The 20,123-nt window shown below is 70.5% G+C and carries 19 protein-coding genes and 1 pseudogene; 17 read left to right on the forward strand and 3 right to left on the reverse strand.

The window, feature by feature from the left end:
* Positions 1-3 precede the first annotated feature (3 nt).
* From ACEXOR_RS11480 to ACEXOR_RS11550, 15 genes and pseudogenes are all read left to right on the forward strand, one after another.
* A complete protein-coding gene (locus ACEXOR_RS11480) occupies positions 4-1,590 on the forward strand; it encodes a Mur ligase family protein (RefSeq protein WP_374849770.1) in 1,587 nt (528 codons plus the stop codon).
* Between the two features lie 5 nt (positions 1,591-1,595).
* Entirely contained in the window at positions 1,596-3,020 is a 1,425-nt protein-coding gene (locus tag ACEXOR_RS11485) for a UDP-N-acetylmuramoyl-tripeptide--D-alanyl-D-alanine ligase (RefSeq protein ID WP_374849901.1), read from the forward strand.
* Positions 3,017-4,111, forward strand: coding sequence for a phospho-N-acetylmuramoyl-pentapeptide-transferase (gene mraY, locus ACEXOR_RS11490; protein WP_374849771.1), 1,095 nt, complete (start codon positions 3,017-3,019; stop codon positions 4,109-4,111). Before ACEXOR_RS11485 ends, mraY begins: the two co-directional genes overlap by 4 nt.
* Positions 4,108-5,685: a UDP-N-acetylmuramoyl-L-alanine--D-glutamate ligase gene (murD, locus tag ACEXOR_RS11495; RefSeq protein ID WP_374849772.1), complete on the forward strand. Its 1,578-nt coding sequence runs from the start codon at positions 4,108-4,110 to the stop codon at positions 5,683-5,685. Before mraY ends, murD begins: the two co-directional genes overlap by 4 nt.
* Entirely contained in the window at positions 5,648-6,865 is a 1,218-nt protein-coding gene (ftsW, locus tag ACEXOR_RS11500; RefSeq protein WP_374849773.1) for a putative lipid II flippase FtsW, read from the forward strand. Before murD ends, ftsW begins: the two co-directional genes overlap by 38 nt.
* Positions 6,862-7,953 carry a UDP-N-acetylglucosamine--N-acetylmuramyl-(pentapeptide) pyrophosphoryl-undecaprenol N-acetylglucosamine transferase gene (locus ACEXOR_RS11505; RefSeq protein WP_374849774.1) on the forward strand — a complete coding sequence of 364 codons (1,092 nt, stop codon included), beginning with the start codon at positions 6,862-6,864 and terminating at the stop codon, positions 7,951-7,953. Before ftsW ends, ACEXOR_RS11505 begins: the two co-directional genes overlap by 4 nt.
* Before the next feature lie 85 nt (positions 7,954-8,038).
* Positions 8,039-9,470, forward strand: a pseudogene (gene murC / locus ACEXOR_RS11510) (UDP-N-acetylmuramate--L-alanine ligase); the annotation flags it as partial.
* 28 nt (positions 9,471-9,498) lie between these two features.
* Entirely contained in the window at positions 9,499-10,611 is a 1,113-nt protein-coding gene (locus tag ACEXOR_RS11515) for a cell division protein FtsQ/DivIB (protein ID WP_374849775.1), read from the forward strand.
* A gap of 118 nt (positions 10,612-10,729) precedes the next feature.
* Positions 10,730-11,944 carry a cell division protein FtsZ gene (ftsZ, locus tag ACEXOR_RS11520; protein WP_374849776.1) on the forward strand — a complete coding sequence of 405 codons (1,215 nt, stop codon included), beginning with the start codon at positions 10,730-10,732 and terminating at the stop codon, positions 11,942-11,944.
* Positions 11,941-12,618, forward strand: a complete 678-nt coding sequence (locus ACEXOR_RS11525; RefSeq protein ID WP_374849777.1) for a YggS family pyridoxal phosphate-dependent enzyme — start codon at positions 11,941-11,943, stop codon at positions 12,616-12,618. The genes ftsZ and ACEXOR_RS11525 overlap by 4 nt, the downstream gene beginning before the upstream one ends.
* A 43-nt stretch (positions 12,619-12,661) precedes the next feature.
* On the forward strand, positions 12,662-13,192 hold the full coding sequence (locus ACEXOR_RS11530) for a cell division protein SepF (RefSeq protein ID WP_374849778.1): 531 nt from the start codon (positions 12,662-12,664) through the stop codon (positions 13,190-13,192).
* Between the two features lie 7 nt (positions 13,193-13,199).
* A complete protein-coding gene (locus ACEXOR_RS11535) occupies positions 13,200-13,505 on the forward strand; it encodes a YggT family protein (RefSeq protein ID WP_374849779.1) in 306 nt (101 codons plus the stop codon).
* Between the two features lie 150 nt (positions 13,506-13,655).
* Entirely contained in the window at positions 13,656-14,291 is a 636-nt protein-coding gene (locus ACEXOR_RS11540) for a DivIVA domain-containing protein (protein ID WP_374849780.1), read from the forward strand.
* The gene (gene lspA / locus ACEXOR_RS11545; RefSeq protein WP_374849781.1) at positions 14,281-14,850 is read left to right on the forward strand and encodes a signal peptidase II; all 570 of its coding nucleotides are present in this window, start codon (positions 14,281-14,283) and stop codon (positions 14,848-14,850) included. The genes ACEXOR_RS11540 and lspA overlap by 11 nt, the downstream gene beginning before the upstream one ends.
* Positions 14,851-14,852: 2 nt before the next feature.
* Positions 14,853-15,773: an RluA family pseudouridine synthase gene (locus ACEXOR_RS11550; RefSeq protein ID WP_374849782.1), complete on the forward strand. Its 921-nt coding sequence runs from the start codon at positions 14,853-14,855 to the stop codon at positions 15,771-15,773.
* A 34-nt stretch (positions 15,774-15,807) separates the two neighbouring features.
* On the opposite strand, the gene ACEXOR_RS11555 is transcribed toward ACEXOR_RS11550, so the two are convergent.
* From ACEXOR_RS11555 to ACEXOR_RS11565, 3 genes are all read right to left on the reverse strand, one after another.
* Complete coding sequence (locus tag ACEXOR_RS11555; protein ID WP_374849783.1) at positions 15,808-16,080, reverse strand: hypothetical protein; 273 nt, start codon at positions 16,078-16,080, stop codon at positions 15,808-15,810.
* A gap of 70 nt (positions 16,081-16,150) precedes the next feature.
* On the reverse strand, positions 16,151-16,417 hold the full coding sequence (locus tag ACEXOR_RS11560) for a hypothetical protein (protein ID WP_374849784.1): 267 nt from the start codon (positions 16,415-16,417) through the stop codon (positions 16,151-16,153).
* 48 nt (positions 16,418-16,465) lie between these two features.
* On the reverse strand, positions 16,466-17,617 hold the full coding sequence (locus ACEXOR_RS11565) for an FAD binding domain-containing protein (RefSeq protein ID WP_374849785.1): 1,152 nt from the start codon (positions 17,615-17,617) through the stop codon (positions 16,466-16,468).
* A 179-nt stretch (positions 17,618-17,796) separates the two neighbouring features.
* Here ACEXOR_RS11565 and ACEXOR_RS11570 point away from each other — a divergent pair, with 179 nt between their 5' ends.
* Entirely contained in the window at positions 17,797-18,573 is a 777-nt protein-coding gene (locus ACEXOR_RS11570; RefSeq protein ID WP_374849786.1) for an aquaporin, read from the forward strand.
* A 66-nt stretch (positions 18,574-18,639) separates the two neighbouring features.
* Positions 18,640-20,115, forward strand: coding sequence for a cryptochrome/photolyase family protein (locus ACEXOR_RS11575; protein WP_374849787.1), 1,476 nt, complete (start codon positions 18,640-18,642; stop codon positions 20,113-20,115).
* The last annotated feature ends 8 nt before the right edge of the window (positions 20,116-20,123 follow it).

Below are 20,123 nucleotides of genomic sequence, written 5' to 3' on the forward strand. Positions count from 1 at the left end.
CCAGTGGCTGATCGGGGTTCTTCGGCCCTTCGACCCGAGCATCCGATCGAGAGGTCGCTGCCGCACCTGGTGGAGGAGTTCGGTCTCGAACAGCGCGGCCTTCCGGTCGCCGACGTCGTGTCGGGCATCACGCTCTCGTCGCACGACGTCGTTCCGGGCGATCTCTACGTGGGTCTTCCGGGAAAGCGCCACCACGGTGCGCGCTTCGCGGCCGCGGCCAAGGAGGCGGGCGCCGTCGCGCTGCTCACCGACGCCGAGGGCGCCGAGATCGCCGTCGACGCCGGCCTGCCCGTGATCGTCACGCCCGACCCGCGCCTCGCGCTAGGCGAGCTCGCCGCGTGGATCTACCGCACCCGCGAGGAGCCGCCGACGATGTTCGGCGTCACCGGCACCAACGGCAAGACCAGCGTGGCCTACCTGCTCGAGGCGATCCTCCGCCAGCTCGGTGTCGTGGCCGGCATCAGCACCACGGCCGAGCGCCGCATCGGCGACGAGGTGATCGTCTCGAAGCTCACCACGCCCGAGGCCACCGAGATCCACGCCATGCTGGCCAGGATGCGCGAGGCCGACGTGCGCTCGGTGGTGCTCGAGGTGTCGGCGCAGGCCATCACCCAGCACCGCATCGACGGCATCGTGTTCGACGTGGTGGGGTTCACCAACCTCACCCACGACCACCTCGACGACTACGACACGATGGAGATCTACTACTCGGCCAAGCGGGAGCTGTTCCAGCCCGACCGCGCGCGCCGGGGCGTCGTGATGGTGGACGGCGACTGGGGAGGCCGGCTCGCGCAGGAGTCCCGCATCCCGATCACCACCATCGCCACCGACCCCGCCGCCGACGCGGAGTGGACCCTGACGATCGACGACGAGCGCCCGGAGCGCACCTCGTTCACCCTGCGCGGCCCCGACCACCGTGAGCTCAGCACCTCGGTGCCGCTGCTCGGGTCGTACATGGCTGCCAACGCGGCCCTCGCGATCGTGATGCTGGTGGAGTCGGGCTTCGACCTCGGCGCCATCGCCCACGCCCTCAACATCGCGCACGACGAGCAGGGCGACGAGATCGACGACGACGGCTTCGTGGCCGGCATCGACGTGTACATCCCCGGCCGGGCCGAGAAGGTCTCGGGCGAGCACGGGCCGATCGTGTACATCGATTACGGACACAGCCCGGATGCCTTCACCTCCACGCTGGAGTCGATCCGCCGGGTGTCGAACGGCCGGGTGATCATGCTGTTCGGCGCCGACGGCGACCGCGACCCCTCCAAGCGCGAGGAGATGGGGGCCATCGCCGCCCGCCTCTCCGACGTGGTGGTGGTGACCGACTTCCACCCGCGCTACGAAGACCCCGCGTCGATCCGGGCGGCCCTGATCGCCGGTGCCCGGGCCGCGGTGCCCGAGCGCGAGATCCACGAGGTGCCCGATCCCCGGGCCGCCTTCCGCACGGCTCTCTCGCTCGCCGACGACGGCGACGTCATCCTCTACGCCGGCCCCGGCCACGAGGACTACCACGAGGTCGCGGGGGAGCGGATCCCCTATTCCGCCCGCGACGACGCGCGCAACGCTCTGCACGAACACGGATGGCTCTGATACCCATGCTCGACCTGACACTCTCCGAGATCGCCACCGCCCTCCAGGGCGACCTGGTGATCACCGACGCGGCCGCCGACGCCGGCTACACCCCGTCGACCGTCGTGAACGGCACGGTCGACACCGACTCGCGCCTGATCGGCGACGGCGACGTGTTCGTGGCCAAGCGCGGCGAGTTCGACGACGGGCACCGCTTCGTGGAGCCGGCCGTCGCGGCCGGTGCTGCGCTCGTGGTGGTGGAGCACGCCTTCGAGGTCGCGGTGCCGCAGATCGTGGTGGCCGACTCGGTGCTCGCCCTCGGGCACTTCGCCACCGACGTCGTGTCGCGGGTGCGCTCCGCGGGCGACCTGAAGGTCGTGGGCATCACCGGCTCGAACGGCAAGACCACCACCAAGAACCTGCTGCGGGCCATCCTCGAGCGCGTGGGCGAGACGGTGGCTCCGCGCGACTCCTTCAACAACGAGGTCGGCGCCCCGCTCACCATGCTCAAGCTCACGGCCGGCACCCGGTTCCTGGTGGCCGAGATGGGCGCGAGCGGCAAGGGCGAGATCACCCGCCTCATCCGGATGGCGAAGCCCGACGTGGGCGTCGTGCTCACCGTGGGGCTCGCCCACGCCGGCGAGTTCGGCGGCATCGAGACCACCCTGGCCACGAAGACCGAGATGGTGATCGACCTCGACGAGACGGATGTCGCGGTGCTGAACCGTGACGACCCGCGCGTGACCGGAATGGCGGAGAAGACCAGGGCCCGCGTGCTCTGGTTCGGCCTCGGCGAGGAGTCCGCCGTGCGTGCCACCGACATCGACGCCACGGCCTCCGGCACCTCGTTCGTGCTGCACCTGCCCGACGGGGCGTCGCGCACCGTGCGGTTCGCCGTGCTCGGGGAGCACCACGTGATGAACGCCCTCGCCGCGGCCTCGGCCGCGCACGTGCTGGGCGTCGGAATCGACGACATCGTGGGCGCCCTGGAGACGGTGACCCGGGCCGAGCGCTGGCGCATGGAGGTTCTGGGCGGCACGAACGGCGCCACCGTGATCAACGACGCCTACAACGCCAGCCCCGACTCCATGGCCGCCGCCCTCAAGACGCTCGCGCAGATCGCCGCTCCCGGGCAGCGCACCGTGGCCGTGCTGGGCGAGATGAGCGAACTCGGCCCGTACTCCGTCGAGGAGCACGACCGCATCGGCCGCATGGTGGTGCGCCTGAACATCGAGAAGCTCTACGTGGTGGGCGAGGGCGCGCGCGCCATCCACCTCGCCGCGGAGCACGAGGGCTCGTGGGGCGGCGAGGCCGTCTTCGTCGAGTCGGCCGACGAGGCGTTCGACCGGGTCAGCGCCGACCTGCGCGCCGACGACCTCATCCTGGTGAAGTCGTCGAACTCGGCGGGCCTGCGCTTCCTCGGCGACCGGATCGCGGAGGCGACCTCATGATCACCCTGCTCGGCTCGGCCTCGCTGTCGCTGGCGTTCTCACTCTTTCTGACCCCGGTGTTCATCCGGCTCTTCAAGCGCTTCGCCTGGGGCCAGTTCATCAACATGGACACCCCTGACGCGCACCACGTCAAGCGCGGAACGCCCACCATGGGCGGCATCGTCATCATCCTCGCGGTGCTCTTCGGCTACTTCGTCTCGGCGCTGCTGACCCGGGAGATGCCGACCATGTCGGGCCTGCTGGTGCTGTTTCTGATGACCGGTCTCGGCATCGTGGGCTTCATCGACGACTTCCTGAAGGTGCACAAGGAGCGCAGCCTCGGCCTCAGCCCGTGGGCCAAGATCATCGGCCAGATCATCGTGGGCGTGGTGTTCGCCCTGGTGGCGATCCAGTTCCCGAACACGCAGGGCGAGACGCCCGCGTCGACCCAGATCTCGTTCATCCGCGACCTGCCGTTCGACTTCCTGTCGTGGGGCATCGTGCTCGGCACCATCGCCTTCGTGATCTGGATCTGCGTGATGGTGATCGCGACCTCCAACGGCGTGAACCTCACCGACGGCCTGGACGGCCTGGCACCCGGCTCCAGCATCCTGGCCATCGGCTCGTTCATCATCATCGGCTTCTGGCAGTTCAACCAGTCCTGCGCCAACGCCACGCTCGATCTCGACGTGCTCGACAAGTGCTACGACGTGCGCGACCCGCTCGACCTCGCCGTGGTGGCCGCCACCATCGTGGGCGCCCTGATCGGCTTCCTGTGGTGGAACACCAACCCCGCGAAGATCTTCCTCGGCGACACCGGCTCGCTGGCCCTCGGCGGGGCCCTGGCGGCCCTCGCCATCCTGTCGCGCACCGAGCTGCTGCTCGTGCTGATCGGCGGCATCTTCGTGATCGTGGCCGGGCAGGTGGCCGTGCAGCTCACCTACTTCAAGCTCACCAAGGGCAAGCGCATCTGGCGCGCGAGCCCGCTGCACCACCACTTCGAGATGAAGGGCTGGGCCGAGGTGACCATCGTGGTGCGGTTCTGGATCATCGCAGGGCTCTTCGTGGCCGGCGCGGTGGGCTCCTTCTACCTCGAATGGCTCTCGCGATGACGGATGCCGCCTCCGCTCCCTCCGGCGCGCGCGACGGTTCCCCCTCCCGCGACCTGACGGCGCTGACCAGCTGGCACTCCGACTGGACGGGCCTGCGTGTGGCGGTGCTCGGTCTCGGCGTGACCGGCTTCTCGGTGGCCGACACCCTCACCGAGCTCGGCGCATCCGTTCTGGTGGTGGCCGCGAAGGCCGCGCAGGAGTACGCCGATCTGATTCCGGTGATCGGGGCCCGGCTCGAGCTCGCTCCGTCGGGCACGGTTCCGGATGCGCTGGTCGCGCACGCGCCCGAGCTGGTCGTGGCGTCTCCCGGCTATCACCCCGACGACGCGCTGATCGCGTGGGCCGAGTCGCAGGGCGTGCCGGTGTGGGGCGACGTGGAGCTGGCCTGGCGCCTTCGCGACAAGGTGGTGAACGCCGAGACCGGCCGGCCGGCCGACTGGATCGCGGTGACCGGCACCAACGGCAAGACCACCACGGTTCAGCTCACCGCCTCGATGCTGCTCGCCGCCGGCCACCGGGTGGCGCCGTGCGGCAACATCGGCATCCCGGTGCTGGACGCCATCCGCGACCCCGAGGGGTTCGACGTTCTGGTGGTGGAGCTGTCGAGCTATCAGCTGCACTCCACCTCCAGCATGTCGCCGTACGCGGCGGTGGTGCTGAACGTGGCCGACGACCACCTCGACTGGCACGGCTCCTTCGAGGCCTACGCCGCCGCCAAGGCCCGGGTGTACACGAACACGCAGGTCGCCTGCGTCTACAACAAGGCCGACGCGCTCACCATGACCATGGTGGAGGAGGCCGAGGTGATCGAGGGCGCCCGCGCCATCGGCTTCGGGCTCGGCGTGCCGGGCCCGAGTGACTTCGGCGTGGTCGACGGCATCCTCTGTGATCGCGCGTTCCTCGAGGAGCGGCGCGACTCCGCGCTGGAGATCGCGACGGTCGAGGAGCTGGCCCGGCGCGGGCTCGGCGCCCCCCACACCGTGGCCGACGTGCTGGCCGCGGCCGCCCTGGCCAGGAGCTACGGCATCTCGGTCGAGGCGGTGCGTGCCGCCCTGGCCACCTTCTCGCTCGACCGGCACCGCATCGAGCACGTCGTGACCGCGGGGGGCGTGACCTGGGTCGACGACTCCAAGGCCACCAACCCGCACGCGGCCGAGGCGTCGATCAAGGCCTACCCGTCGATCGTGTGGGTGGTCGGCGGCCTCCTCAAGGGGGTCGACATCGACCCGCTCGTCGCCGCCTCGCTCGGCGGCGGCAGCAGCCGGGTGCGCGCCGTGGTGGTGATCGGCGTCGACCGCGCCGAGGTGGTCGGATCCATCCGGCGACACGCGCCGGACCTTCCGCTGTTCGAGGTCGATCACGAAGAGACTGAGGACGTGATGACCGCGGCGGTCGCCCTGGCGGCCCGTGCGGCTCTGCCCGGAGACGTCGTGCTGCTGGCCCCGGCTGCGGCATCGATGGATCAGTTCGCAGACTATGCCGACCGCGGCACCCGATTCGCGGAGGCTGTGCAGAAGTACGTGGGAGGTAGTGACGGTGACGAGCCCCTCCCGGAGCCTCCCACGCGGATTTGACCGCTCCCGCCCGGCCGGCCTGACCTCCGACGGTCCGCGTTCGGCTCGCATCTCGCTCGGCCAGGTGTTCGCGGCCGAGTCGAGCAACTACTTCCTGCTGCTCGGCACCACGCTCTTCCTGGTGCTGCTGGGACTGGTGATGGTGCTCTCGTCGAGCTCGATCGACTCCTACGTGGGGCGGCAGGGATTCTTCGGCGTGTTCTGGAAGCAGGGCATGTTCGCGCTGATCGGCATCCCGCTGATGCTCGTCATCTCCCGGCTGCCCATCTGGTTCTTCAAGAAGTGGGCGTGGCTGGCCATCTTCGTGGCGGTGGGCGTGCAGTTGCTGGTGTTCACGCCGCTCGGCATCGAGGTGGGCGGCAACCTCAACTGGATCGGCATCGGCAGCGTCAACTTCCAGCCCTCGGAGCTGGTGAAGCTCGCGCTGGTCATCTGGGTGGGTGCCATCCTGGCGAAGAAGGAGCCGCTGCTGGGCTCCCTCGCCCACATCGTGATCCCCATCCTCCCGGTGGCGGGCGGCGCCATCCTGCTCGTGCTGCTCGGCGGCGACCTCGGCACCGTGATGATCATGGCCGGCCTGGTGTTCGGCGCGCTCTTCTACGCCGGCATCAAACTGCGCATGTTCATCGTGCCGGTGGTCGTGGGCTCGTTGCTGGCCGTGGTGGTGGCCTTCTCCAGTGAGAGCCGCACCACCCGCATCATGTCGTTCTTCAGCGGCACCAACGCCGACTACGAGGGCACCGACTGGCAGGCCCAGCACGGCGAGTGGGCCCTGGCCGGCGGCGGCGTGTTCGGCGTGGGCCTCGGCAACTCCCGCGCCAAGTGGTCGTGGCTGCCCGCGGCCGACAACGACTACATCTTCGCCATCATCGGCGAGGAGCTCGGCCTCATCGGCGCCGTGGTGGTGCTGCTGCTGTTCATCGCCCTCGCCGTGGCCTTCGTGCGCATCATCCGCTCGTCGAACGACATGTTCTCGAAGGTCGCGACCGGCGCGGTGATGGTGTGGCTGATCGGGCAGGCCTTCGTGAACATCGCCGTGGTGCTCGGTGTGCTGCCGGTGCTCGGCGTGCCGCTGCCACTGATCTCCTCGGGCGGCTCCGCACTGCTCACCACTCTCGCCGCCATCGGCATCGTGCTCGCCATCGCCCGGGAGAACGCCCAGCCCGGGGGCGTGAAGTGACCACCTACCTCCTCGCCGGCGGTGGCACCGCCGGCCACGTGAATCCGCTGCTGGCCACGGCCGACGAGCTGCGCCGACGGGAACCCGGCGCCGAGGTGCTCGTGCTCGGCACGGCGGAGGGGCTCGAGGCCCGGTTGGTGCCCGAGCGAGGCTACGAGCTGCTCACCATTCCCAAGCTGCCCTTCCCCCGCCGGCCGAACGGCGCGGCCGTGCGGTTTCCGGCCGCGTTCGGCCGAACGATCGGCCAGGTGGCCACCCTCATCCGGGCCCGCTCGGTCGACGTGGTGGTGGGGTTCGGCGGGTATGCCTCCGCGCCCGGCTACCTCGGCGCCCGGCGCACCCGCGTGCCTTTCGTGATCCACGAGGGCAACGCCAAGCCGGGGCTCGCGAACGTGCTGGGGGCGCGCTTCAGCCCGTTCGTGGGCGTGAGCTTCGCCACCACGCGGCTGCCCAACGCGACCCTGGTGGGCATGCCCCTGCGCCGGGAGGTGACCGCGCTGGCCGACCCCGCGGTGCGCGCCGAGGCCGCCGTCGAGGCGGCGCACCTGTTCGGTCTCGACCCGGAACGGCCGACCCTCCTGGTCACCGGCGGGTCGCTCGGTGCCCGGCGCATCAACGCCACCGTCGTGGAGTCGGCCGCCCGGCTCGTCGACGCCGGCTGGAACGTGCTGCACATCGCCGGAGACCGTGCCGAGGTGGCCGACCCCGGCCTGCCGGGCTACGTGTTCCTGAACTACTGCGACCGGATGGATCTCGCGCTTGCGACAGCCGACCTCGCCGTGTCACGGGCCGGCGGCTCGACCGTGTCGGAGCTGGCCGTCGTGGGCGTCCCCTCGGTTCTCGTGCCCTACCCGGTGGGCAACGGCGAGCAGCGCTTCAACGCCCTCGATCTCGTGAACGCCGGCGGCGCGACCCTGGTGGCCGACGCCGGGTTCACCCCCGCCTGGGTCGACAGCGAGGTGCTGCCGCTGTTCGCCGACCGTGCCCGGATCGACGCGATGGCGGCGGCCTCCCGCTCGGTCGGCATCCCGGATGCGGCGGGCCGGCTCGCCGCCCTGGTCGAGCGTGCGCTGAACGGCACCGGGTGAGGGTGAGCGTAACGTTGTCTGCGGCACCCATGACCCCGGAGGCCGCGTACCCCCGCTCTCCCGCGAACAGAAAGGGCGTGAATCGGTGATCAAGCCCGATCTGTCGATCCCCATTCCCGAGAACCTCGGCGCCGTGCACTTCGTCGGCATCGGCGGCGCCGGCATGAGCGGCATCGCCCGCCTGCTGAAGGCCGCCGGCCTCACGGTCACCGGATCCGACCGCACCGACTCGAAGACCGCCGCCAAGCTGCGCGACCTCGGCATCCCGGTGGCCGTGGGCCATGACGCCGCGAACGTGGGAACCGCCGACACCCTCGTGGTGACGAGCGCCCTCTGGCCCGAGAACCCCGAGTACGTACTGGCGCAGCAGCGCGGGCTCACCATCCTGCACCGCTCGCAGGCACTGGCCTGGCTCACCACCCGCAAGCGCCTGGTCTCGGTGGCCGGAGCCCACGGCAAGACCACCTCCACCGGAATGATCGTGACGGGGCTGCTCGACCTCGATGCCGAGCCGAGCTTCGTCAACGGCGGCGTCATCTCCGAGCTCGGCACGAGCTCGGCCTTCGGCGACGGCGAGCTCTTCGTGGTGGAGGCCGACGAGTCCGACGGCTCGTTCCTGCTCTACGACACCGCGGTGGCACTGATCACGAACGTCGACCCCGATCACCTCGACCACTACGGATCGGTCGAGGCCGTCGAAGACGCGTTCGTGCGGTTCGCCGACGCCGCGTCGGAGCTCGTGGTGATCTCCAGCGACGATGCCGGCGCGCTGCGGGTGTCGAGCCGGCTCGCGCACCCGCGGGTGCTCACCTTCGGCGAGGCCGCCGACGCCGACTTCCGGCTGCACTCGGTGCAGACCGACGGGCCGGTGCGTTTCGTCATCGACCACGACGGCGTCTCGTACCCGGCCGTACTGCGCGTGCCGGGCCGCCACAACGCCGTGAACGCCACCGGCGCCGTGGCGGTGCTGGTGGGTCTGGGCTTCGCGACGGATGCGGCGATCGCCGCGGTGGGCGCGTTCGGCGGCACCGGCCGCCGCTTCGAACTGCACGGCACCGTGAACGGGGTGAGCGTCTACGACGACTACGCCCATCACCCCACCGAGGTCGACGCCGCGCTCACGGCGGCCCGCACCGTGGTGGGCGAGGGCCGCATCATCGCGGTGCACCAGCCGCACCTCTACAGCCGCACCCAGCTGATGGCGGGCGAGTTCGCCGAGACCCTCGAGCGCACGGCCGACTACACCATCGTGCTCGAGGTGTGCGGCGCGCGGGAGGACCCCATTCCCGGTGTCACGGGCGAACTGGTCTCCGGGCGCTTCGACGACGCCGCCAAGGTGGCGTACGTGGACGACTGGCAGCGGGCCGCCGATCATCTGGCCGAGGTGGCGGAGCCGGGCGATTTCGTGGTGACCCTGGGCTGCGGCGACGTGAACCTGCTGGTGCCGCAGCTGCTCGACGCGCTCGAGCGGCGTTCGGCCGGAAGCGGCGACGAAGCGATCGGCACGGCCGCGGTCACGGGCGTCGGCGCGGGCGTTCCAGGAGAGTGAAGCGACCCCCGGGCATCACGCCGCCACCTCCGCCGGCCGCCGAGCCGCCGGGGGAGCGGCCCGGCCGCCCTGCCGCACCGCGATCGCAGCCGCGGAAGCCGGCCGCGCGCCCCGCAGCGAAGCCTGCCGCCGAGCGCCCTGCGGCGAAGCGCGCCGCCGAGCCCTCTGCGGCGAAGCGCGCCGCCGAGCCCGCCGCGGCGAAGTCCGCCGGCCGCACCCCGGCCGACGCCGAGCTGACCCAGCCGATCGAGTTCACCACCCCGCTCATCGCGCCCCGCCCGGAGAAGGCCGCGGACGACAAGCCGGACGGCGCATCCGGAGACCGTCGGCGAAGCGGTGCGGGAGACGCGAAGCGTCAGCTGCGCAAGGCCACCGCGGCCAGGCGGCGCTACGAGCGGGCGGAGGCGCGGCGCTTCACCCAGCGATCGCGTCGACGGCGCATCGCCTGGATGGTGGTGGGCGGCTCGCTGGCGGGCCTCGTGCTCGTGGTGCTGCTCACGGCCTACTCGCCCCTGCTGGCGGTGCGGCAGATCGCCGTCGAGGGCACCTCCCGGCTCGACCAGGCCACCGTCGCGGCGGCGCTGGACGACCAGCTCGGCAAGCCGCTGGCGCTGGTGGACTACGGCGCCATCCAGCGCGATCTCGCCGGGTTCCCGCTCGTGGAGTCGTACTCCGTCGAGGCCAGGCCGCCCGACACGCTCGCCGTGCGCCTGATCGAACGGCGCCCGGTGGCTCTGCTGCAGACCCCGACCCAGTTCCAGCTGATCGACGCCGCCGGCGTGGTGGTGCAGACCTCTCCCGACCGCATCCCCGGCTTCCCCGTGCTCGACCTGACCGGCACCGAGGTGGGCAGCCCGGGATTCCAGGCCGCCGCGGCGGTGCTCATGTCGCTGCCCGACGCCCTGCTGTCGCAGGTCGACCGCATCAGTGGAACCACCCCCGACAGCGTCACGCTCGTGTTCACGGGCGCCGGCCAGCGGGTGGTCTGGGGCGATGCGGAGCAGTCCGAGCTGAAGGCTCAGATCCTGCAGCGGTTGATCGCCACACAGGATCCGTCGCTGCCCGTGGAGTACGACGTGTCGAGCCCGCAGAGCCCCGTCATCCGTTGACACGCGGCGCGTCGGACACGGGCGCTCCCCATCGTCGCGTAGCTTCGGTGTAGGAAATACATACTCGGAATAACTTTAACTTTCAAGTTGAACTTTAAGGTTCCAGCGGAGGCCGGACGTGACTTCAAACCAGAACTACCTCGCCGTGATCAAGGTCGTCGGCATCGGCGGTGGCGGCGTGAACGCCGTGAACCGCATGATCGAGCTCGGGCTCCGAGGAGTCGAGTTCATCGCCATCAACACGGATGCGCAGGCGCTCCTGATGAGCGACGCCGACGTGAAGCTCGACGTGGGCCGGGAGATCACCCGCGGGCTCGGCGCCGGAGCCGACCCCGAGGTGGGCCGCCGCGCCGCCGAGGACCACGCGGAGGAGATCGAGGAGGCCCTGGCGGGCGCCGACATGGTGTTCGTCACCGCCGGTGAGGGTGGCGGAACCGGAACCGGTGGAGCCCCCGTGGTGGCTCGCATCGCCAAGTCGATCGGCGCGCTCACCATCGGTGTGGTCACGAAGCCCTTCGGCTTCGAGGGCAAGCGCCGTGCCGCCCAGGCCGAAGACGGCGTCGCCACGCTGAAGAACGAGGTCGACACCCTCATCGTCGTGCCGAACGACCGGCTGCTGGAGATCAGCGACCGAGGCATCAGCATGCTCGAGGCCTTCTCCACCGCCGACCAGGTGCTGCTCGCCGGTGTGCAGGGCATCACCGACCTCATCACCACCCCCGGTCTCATCAACCTCGACTTCGCCGACGTCAAGTCGGTCATGCAGGGCGCGGGCTCGGCCCTCATGGGCATCGGCTCCTCGCGGGGGGCCGACCGCGCCATCAAGGCCGCCGAGCTGGCGGTCGCGAGCCCGCTGCTCGAAGCTTCCATCGACGGTGCGCACGGCGTGCTGCTGTCGATCCAGGGCGGGTCGAACCTCGGTATCTTCGAGATCAACGACGCCGCCAAGCTGGTTCAGGATGCGGTGCACCCCGAGGCCAACATCATCTTCGGTGCCGTGATCGACGACACCCTCGGCGACGAGGTGCGCGTGACGGTGATCGCCGCCGGCTTCGACGGCGGGGAGCCCAACGCGAACACCCCGCCGGCCGAGAGCCGCCGCGGATCGTTCGTGGCCGAGGCGCCGGAAGCCGACACCTTCGCCCGCCCGGCGGTGGCCACCGCGACCCTCCGTCGCGACCAGCGTGCCGAGCCGGCCGAAGAGGCGCCCGCCGCCCCTCAGCCGTCGTGGTCGAACTCGTCCGCCGATCTCGGGCTCACCGGCGCCGTGGCGCTCGACCCGGCCTCGGAAGACGACGACGCCGACCTGGATGTGCCCGACTTCCTGAAGTGAGCGAACCCTCCCTCGCCGAGCGTGTCGAGCGGGTCGAATCCGAGATGACGGATGCGGCCCGCTCCGCCGGCCGTTCCCGCGACGAGCTCACGCTCATCGTGGTGACCAAGTTCCACCCCGCCCAGCTCATCCGCGATCTCTCCGCACTGGGCCTCGGAGACTTTGGCGAGAACCGCCACCAGGAGGCCCGCGAGAAGGCCGTGGAGCTGGCTGACCTCGACGCCCGCTGGCACTTCGTGGGGCAGTTGCAGTCGAAGAAGGCACGTCAGGCCCGCGAGTACGCCTCGGTCGTGCACTCCGTCGACCGCTCGGCGCTGGTGGACCGGCTCGCGGAGGGCGAGCATCCGCTCGACGTGTTCTTGCAGGTGAACCTCACCGACGACCCGGAGCGCGGGGGAGTGCGGCCCGAGGAGCTTCTCGCCCTGACGGAGGAGGTCGCCGCCCGCGACGGGCTGCGGCTGCTCGGCGTGATGGGAGTGGCCCCGCTTGAGGGCGAACCCCGGGCGGCGTTCGCGCGGCTGCGGGCACTCGGCGACGAGGTGCGCACGGTCGTGCCGACCGCCACCTCGATGTCGGCCGGCATGTCGCACGACTTCGCCGACGCGATCGCCGAGGGCGCGACACACCTGCGGATCGGGACCGCAATCACCGGAATTCGGCCGCCCCGCGATTAATCTCAGGGGTAGGAAGAACACGCACTGACAACCGGAGGTTCCGATGGCCAACCCGCTCCGCAAGACCATGGTTTACCTGGGGCTCGCCGACGAAGAGCTCGAGTACGACGCTCCCGCGACCGAGCAGCCGCAGCGCCAGGCGCCGGTGGCGCCGGTTCCGCACCCGCACGCCCCGCAGGCCGCTCAGTCGGCTCCGGCGTCGTCGGCCTCGCACTCGGGCAACCGCGCCCCCGTGACGCCGCTCCGCAAGACCTCGCACACCTCTCACACGAAGAATGTGGCTCCTGCTGAAATGAACGAAATCCTCACCGTGCACCCCAAGCAGTACAAGGATGCCCAGGTCATCGCCGAGAACTTCCGCGAGGGCATTCCGGTCATCATGAACCTCTCGCAGATGACGGATGCCGATGCGCGCCGTCTGATCGACTTCGCCGGCGGCCTCTCGCAGGGCCTCTACGGCAAGATCGAGCGCGTGACGAGCAAGGTCTTCCTCCTCTCGCCGTCGCACGTGTCGGTCTCCGGTGACGCCGGAGGAGAGGCTCGTGCAGAGTCCTCCTTCTTCGTCCAGTCATAATTACTGAGTGGGTTCACTCGTCGTCATCATCGCGACCGTCGTCTATTTCGCGCTGCTGCTGTATTTCTTCCTGATGTGGGGGCGGTTCGTCCTCGACCTCGTGCGCACCGTCCGCCGTGACTGGCGGCCGGCCGGTGCGCTGCTGGTGCTGGCGGAGGCGGCCTACACGGTCACCGATCCGCCCATCCGGTTCTTCCGCCGCATCATCCCGCCTCTTCGGGTGGGCCCTGTGGCACTGGACTTCGGCTGGAGCATCGTGATGCTCATCGTCATCATCGGGCTCTCGGTGGCAGGGTTCCTGCGCACCGCCTGATGGCTCGGCATGTCCCTCGATCGAGGGCGCATGTATCCTGAAACGAACGGGCCCGCCCGTTCACCCCGTTCACGGGACGTTCGGCGGGAATGTTGCTACGGTTAGCAACGCGTTATCACTGTCTGTCAAAGCAATAAAAGGTGGAAAACCATGGCGTTAACTCCGGAAGATGTTGTTAACAAGCGATTTTCTCAGACCAAGTTCCGCGAGGGCTACGACCAGGACGAGGTCGATGACTTCCTCGACGAGGTCGTGGTCGAGCTCCGCCGTCTGACGCAGGAGAACGAGGAGCTGAAGGCTCAGCTCGAGGCCGGCGGCTCCGCGCCCGCCGCTGCCGCCACGCCGGCTCCGGCCGTCGTGGAGGAGGCTCCCGCCCCGGTCGCCGAGGTTCCGGCCCCGGTCGCCGCTGCTCCCGCGGCCCCGGCTCCCGCAGCCGAGGTCGACGACGAGTCGGTCTCCACCACCAACCTGCTGCAGCTGGCTCGTCGTCTGCACGACGAGCACGTCAAGGAGGGTGCCGAGAAGCGCGATGCGCTCATCGCCGAGGGTCACGCCACCGCCGCGCGCATCGTCGCCGAGGCCGAGACCAAGCAGCGCAACGAGCTGGCCCGTCTCAACCAGGAGAAGGCCGGCATCGAGCACCGCATCGACGAGCTGCGCACCTTCGAGAAGGACTACCGCGCCGGTCTGAAGTCGTACATCGAAGAGCAGCTGAAAGACCTGACGTCGTCGGGCGTCGACAACGAGAAGAGCCCGACCTCGAGCTTCAGCGGCTTTGGCGGATAGCGAGCCCCAGAAGGCTCGCCCCGGGGTTCTGGTCGTTCTGGCGGTCGTCGCGATAGCGGCGATCGCCATCGATCAGTTCTCGAAGTTCCTCGTCGTGTCGAATCTCCGGCTGGGTGAGGTCGTTCCCGTCGTGGGCGACCTCATCCAGTTCCATTTCGTCAAGAACTCCGGCGCCGCCTTCTCGATCGGCAACGCATACACCTGGATCTTCTCGATCCTGGCGGCCGCTGTGACCGTGGTGATCATCTGGTTCGCCCGGCGCATCCGCTCGCTCGGCTGGGCGTGGGTGTTCGGTCTGCTGCTCGGCGGCACCATCGGCAACCTGATCGACCGGTTGTTCCGTGAGCCCGGCTTCGGCGTGGGGCACGTGATCGACTTCCTCACCATCCCGCTGCTACCGGCCATCTTCAACGTGGCCGACGTGTGCATCACCTCGGCGATGGTGCTCTTCCTCATCCTCACCCTGCGCGGAGTGGGCCTGGACGGCACCCGCGGGCCGAAGGCCGAGCCCGTCGGCGACACCTCCGTGTCGCCGCGCGACGACCGCGAGCAGGTCTGACGGTGGAGTCACGCACCCTGCCCGTGCCCGACGGGCTCGACGGCACGCGGGTGGATGCGGGGATCGCGAAGCTGCTCGGATTCTCGCGCACCTTCGCCGCCGAGGTGGTGGAGGCCGGCGGCGTGAGCGTCGACGGTCGCACCGTGGGCAAGAGCGATCGGTTGCGCCGGGACACCTGGCTCTCGGTGGAGTGGGCGCCGAAAGAGGAGCCCCGCATCATCCCGGTGCTGGTGCCCGAGCTCGACGTGGTCTACGACGACGACAGCATCATCGTGGTCGACAAGCCGGTCGGCGTCGCCGCGCATCCCTCCGTGGGCTGGGACGGCCCGACGGTGCTCGGCGCCCTCGCGGGAGCCGGCTACCGTATCGCCACCAGCGGGGCGGCAGAACGCGCCGGCATCGTGCACCGACTGGATGCGGGCACGAGCGGCCTGATGGTGGTGGCGAAGACCGAGGCCGCCTACACCTGGCTGAAGCGCCTGTTCCACGACCGCGAGGTCGACAAGATCTACCACGCCCTCGTGCAGGGCCACCCCGACCCGTTCCGCGGCACCATCGACGCGCCGATCGGCCGTCATCCGCGCTCGGACTGGAAGTTCGCGGTGACGGCCGACGGCAAGAACTCGGTGACCCACTACGACACGCTCGAGGCGTTCCGGGCGGCGACGCTGCTGGAGATCCACCTCGAGACCGGCCGCACGCACCAGATCCGGGTGCACATGGCGGCGCAGCGGCATCCGTGCGTCGGCGATGCGATGTACGGCGCCGACCCGCAGCTGTCGGCGCGGCTCGGCCTCACCCGGCAGTGGCTGCACGCCATGCGGCTCGGCTTCGTGCACCCGGAGACCCGGGAGTACGTGTCGTTCGAGAGCCACTACCCGGCAGACCTGCAGCACGCGCTCGACGTCGTGCGCGACGACTGATCCCCAGCCGCCGGGCGCGCGCTGCGGAGTCCGTTCAGTCGCGGAGGTCGTCGGGGGTCTTGTCGCCGAACGGCTGGCCCTCGTCGGGCTCCAGCACCTCGGAGGTGAAGTCCTTCCAGTTCGGCTGCGATGCCGAGCGGTCGTCGGCATCGACGCCCGTGTACTCCTCGTCGACCGCGCCCTCGTCGTCGGCTTCGCTGGACGTCTCGGGGATCGGCTCGTCGAGGATCGCGCCGTCGGGGTCGGGTTCGGCGGGCACCCCCGCGAACTCGATACCGGTCTGATCGGGGTCGTCGGGCAGGGTCATCTCAGGTCTCCTTCGATTCGGGTTGCGGGTTCGTTCCGTGAGGCTGGTCGTTGCCGACCAGGCACGTCGATCACATGAAGCCGGCGTCTTTGAACAGGCGGCGCACCTCGAGCAGGGCGGCCTCCGACACCGGCACACCCTCGGGCCTCGTGAGCTCGAGCTTGCGGTTGCCGAGATGCACGGTGATCTTCGCGCCGTCGGCGTGCTGCTCGACCTCGGCGACCTCGGTGAGCATCTCGACCAGGTCGTGCCAGCCCAGGTTGTGGGTGACGGGGTGGTACTCGATCTGGTCGAGGGTGCGCCGGGCTCCGGCGGAGAGATTCTCGGGGGCGTGCATGACATCGGTCCTTTCGGTGGGGCTGGTGGGGGAGGCGAGATCGGCCGGTCAGGTGGCGAACGGCAACGACGCCGCGAGCCGACGGCCGTACTCGGAGATGGCCCGGCCGGCCGCGAGCCGTTCGCGCTGGTAGCGATCGAGAGCCTGGGCGAGGGGGAGGGCGTCGATCAGGGCGGCCAGCGACATGGCGTCGGCGGCGGCCTTGGCGGCTCCCATCGCGGTGTGGGGGCGCACCATCACGGCGGCGTCGCCCAGCAGCGCCACGCGGCCGCTCGCCATCCGGGGTGGCACGTAGTCGAAGATGGCCTGGAGGAACGGGCGCGGCTCCGCCGCCACGGCCAGCGCGAACGGGGGCGGCAGTTCGAGCGCCGCCGCGTCGACCAGGCCCTCGCGGAGTGCCGCGGGCAGCTGGCCAGGAGCGAGCGACACATCGGTGGCCGGGCGGCCGGAGTCGATCATCAGCGCGGCCAGGGCATCCAGGGTCACCGGTCGGTACCAGACCCAGTTGTAGCGGCGGAGTCCCGGGGTCACCTCGCCGGCAGGGCCGGGTACCAGGTAGCCGAGCATGTGGGCGCGCGGTCCGGTGAAGAAGGCGAAGCGCTCGAGCAGGGGAGCGGCGGCGGCCCGGGGAAGGTCGGCCTCGGGCACGAGGCCGCGCCACGTGACGTAACCCGCGTAGGAGTTCGCCGTGTGCTCGGGCACCACAGCGGTGCGGGTGACGGAGTTCAGGCCGTCGGCGCCGATCACCAGGTCGAACGCCTCCCGCGTGCCGTCGGCGAGCTCGACGACCGCGTGCTGCTCCGAACTCCGCACCGAGAGCACCGGATGCGCGAGGCGGTAGCGCTCGGCCGGCACGAGCGAGCGGAACACCTCGTAGAGGTGGTCCCACGACAGCTGGGTCTGCGGCGACGGGTCGCGGATGACGACGGCTCCCGAGCGGTCGAGGGTGATGCGCTCGTGCGCCACCACGCCCACTCGGCCGGCGTCGCGCCGCCCCACCAGCTCGAGCAGGTCGAAGAGCTCCTGCTGCGCCACCAGCCCGGCCCCACGACGCGCCAGACCGTGCACCGATCGTTCGAACACGGTGACCCGATGTCCGGCCCTGGTGAGCAGCGAGGCCGCGAACAACCCGCCGATCGAGCCGCCCACCACGGCGATGTCGAGGCGGCCGGCGGCTCCCGTCGCGAGGTTCTGCGGCACGATTGGTCTCCTCTCGAGGGTGGGCCCGGTTCGTCACGACGCTAGAGGTTGCGAGGGTGCGGCGGTGCGGACCGGTGTCCTGATCCTTTTCGACGATCGTCGAGAGGTGCTCGCATCGTCGTATCGTCTTGCGACGCGGGTGCGAGCGCGCCGGGGCGGCCGCTGTCTACCGTGGCCGCATGACGAATCCCCAGCAGCGGCCGTTCCCGGCGCAATCGCGCCCGTTCGCGCGCTTCGCCGCCGAGTTCGCGGGCACCTTCCTGCTCGTGTTCGGCCTCGTGGGGGCCGCCCTGCTCACCTCGCCCGACTCGAACGGCGCGGCCGACCAACCCGGCACGGGGCTGCTCGGCGTGGCGCTCGCCCTGGGGCTCGCGGTGACCGCGGGGGGCTTCGCGTTCGGGCCCATCTCGGGCGGTCACTTCAACCCGGCCGTGACGGTGGGCACCGCCATCGCCCGGCGCCTGCCGTGGGCTTTGGTGCCCGTGTACCTCCTGGCCCAGGTGGCGGGCGCGGTGGCCGGTGCGGCGCTCGTGTTCGGGCTGACCGCCGGTGCGCAGGGCGGCGTGCAGCAGAAGGCCGTGGCCGCGGGGTTCGCCTCCAACGGCTTCGACACGCTGTCGCCCGGCCAGTACGGCCTGCTGCCGGTGGCCGTCGTGGAACTGGTGGCCACGGCCGTGCTGGTGTTCGTGGTGCTCGCGACCACGCATCCCACCAAGGGCACACCGCTGGCTCCGCTCGTGGTGGGGCTCACGCTCACCTCGATGCTGCTCGTGGCGCTGCCGATCGACAACGCCTCGATCAACCCCGCCCGTTCGCTCGCCACCGCCGTGTTCGGCGGCGGGGACTGGCTCGGGCAGCTGTGGGTGTTCATCGTGTTCCCGCTCGTGGGCGGTGCCGTCCCCGCGCTGCTCTACCCGCGCCTGTTCGCCCCGCGCGACGAGGCGCCGACGTCGTAGCCGGCGGGCTCGGCCGGGTTCGACCGGGTTCGACCTGACGGGCGCGCACCGTGGCACGCTGAGAGGGTGACGCAGCACGATCGCACCCGCTGGGTGTTCGCCGGCCAGCTCGGCCCCCTCTTCGACGACGGTGGGCCGATGATGATCGTGGAGGCGCGGTCGGTGTTCGGCCGCCGGCCGATGCACCGTGCCAAGGCGCACCTCCTGCTCTCGGCGATGCGGCATCGGGCGGCCGAGCTCGGCGACCGGGTGGAGTACCACCGGGTGGAGAGCTACTCCGACGTCGTCGGGGGTCGCGACGATCTCGAGGTGATCGACCCCACCTCGTGGGCGGCCCGGAAGTTCGTGCGCCGCCACGGCATCGCCGTGCTGCCGAGCCGCGGATTCGTCACCTCGGAGGAGGAGTTCGGGCAGTGGGCCGGTTCGCGGGTGGGGAAGCGGCTGCTGCTGGAGGACTTCTACCGCTCGGTGCGCCGGCGCACCGGCATCCTGATGCGGGGTGACCAGCCCGAGGGCGGCCAGTGGAACCTCGATCACGACAACCGCAACCCGCCGCCCAAGGGCGCGGCGAGCCTGGGCCTGCCCGCCCCGTGGTGGCCGGTGGAGGACGCCATCGACGACGAGGTGCGCGCCGACCTCGACCGCTGGCAGCGTGAGGGCGCCGTGACGCTCGTGGGCGAGGACGGCCCGCGCCGTTTCGCCGCGACCGCCGCGGAAGCCGAGGCGGCGCTGGCCGACTTCGTGGAGTCGCGCCTGAACGACTTCGGCCCCTTCGAGGACGCCATGCTCGGCGGCGACTGGACCATGGCGCACTCGCTGCTGAGCGCGCCGATGAACCTGGGCCTGATCGACCCGCTGCACGCGATCGAGACCGTCGAGGCCGAGTACCACGCGGGCCGGGCGCCGCTGGCGAGCGTCGAGGGGTTCGTGCGGCAGATCATGGGCTGGCGCGACTACGTGTGGCACCTGTACTGGCATCTCGGCGAGGGCTACCGCACGGGGAACAACGCCCTGGGCGCCCACACCCCGCTGCCGGCCGCCTTCCGTGAGCTCGACCCCGCCGCGATCGAGTCCAATTGCCTGCGCGAGACCATCGACGGGATGCGCCGGCACGGCTGGGCGCACCACATCCAGCGATTGATGGTGCTCGGCAACTGGGCGCTGCAGCACGGCTACGACCCGGTTGCCCTGAACGACTGGTTCGTCGACATGTTCGTCGACGGCACCCCCTGGGTGATGCCCGCGAACGTGATCGGCATGTCGCAGCACGCCGACGGCGGCATCGTGGCCACCAAGCCCTACGCGTCGGGCGGGGCGTACATCGCGAAGATGTCCGACTACTGCTCCGGATGCGTCTTCGACCCTAAGGTGCGGCTCGGCGAGAACGCGTGCCCGTTCACCGCCGGGTACTGGGCGTTCCTCGACCGGGTGGAGCCACGCATCCGTCACAACAACCGCATGGCCCAGCCCCTGGCCGGGCTCCGCCGGCTCGCCGACCGGGACGCCGTGGTGGATCAAGAGCGCCTCCGCGAGCGCTGGTGAGGCGGAGG

This window comes from Herbiconiux liangxiaofengii, from assembly GCF_041927335.1.
Taxonomy (GTDB): Bacteria; Actinomycetota; Actinomycetes; order Actinomycetales; family Microbacteriaceae; genus Herbiconiux; species Herbiconiux liangxiaofengii.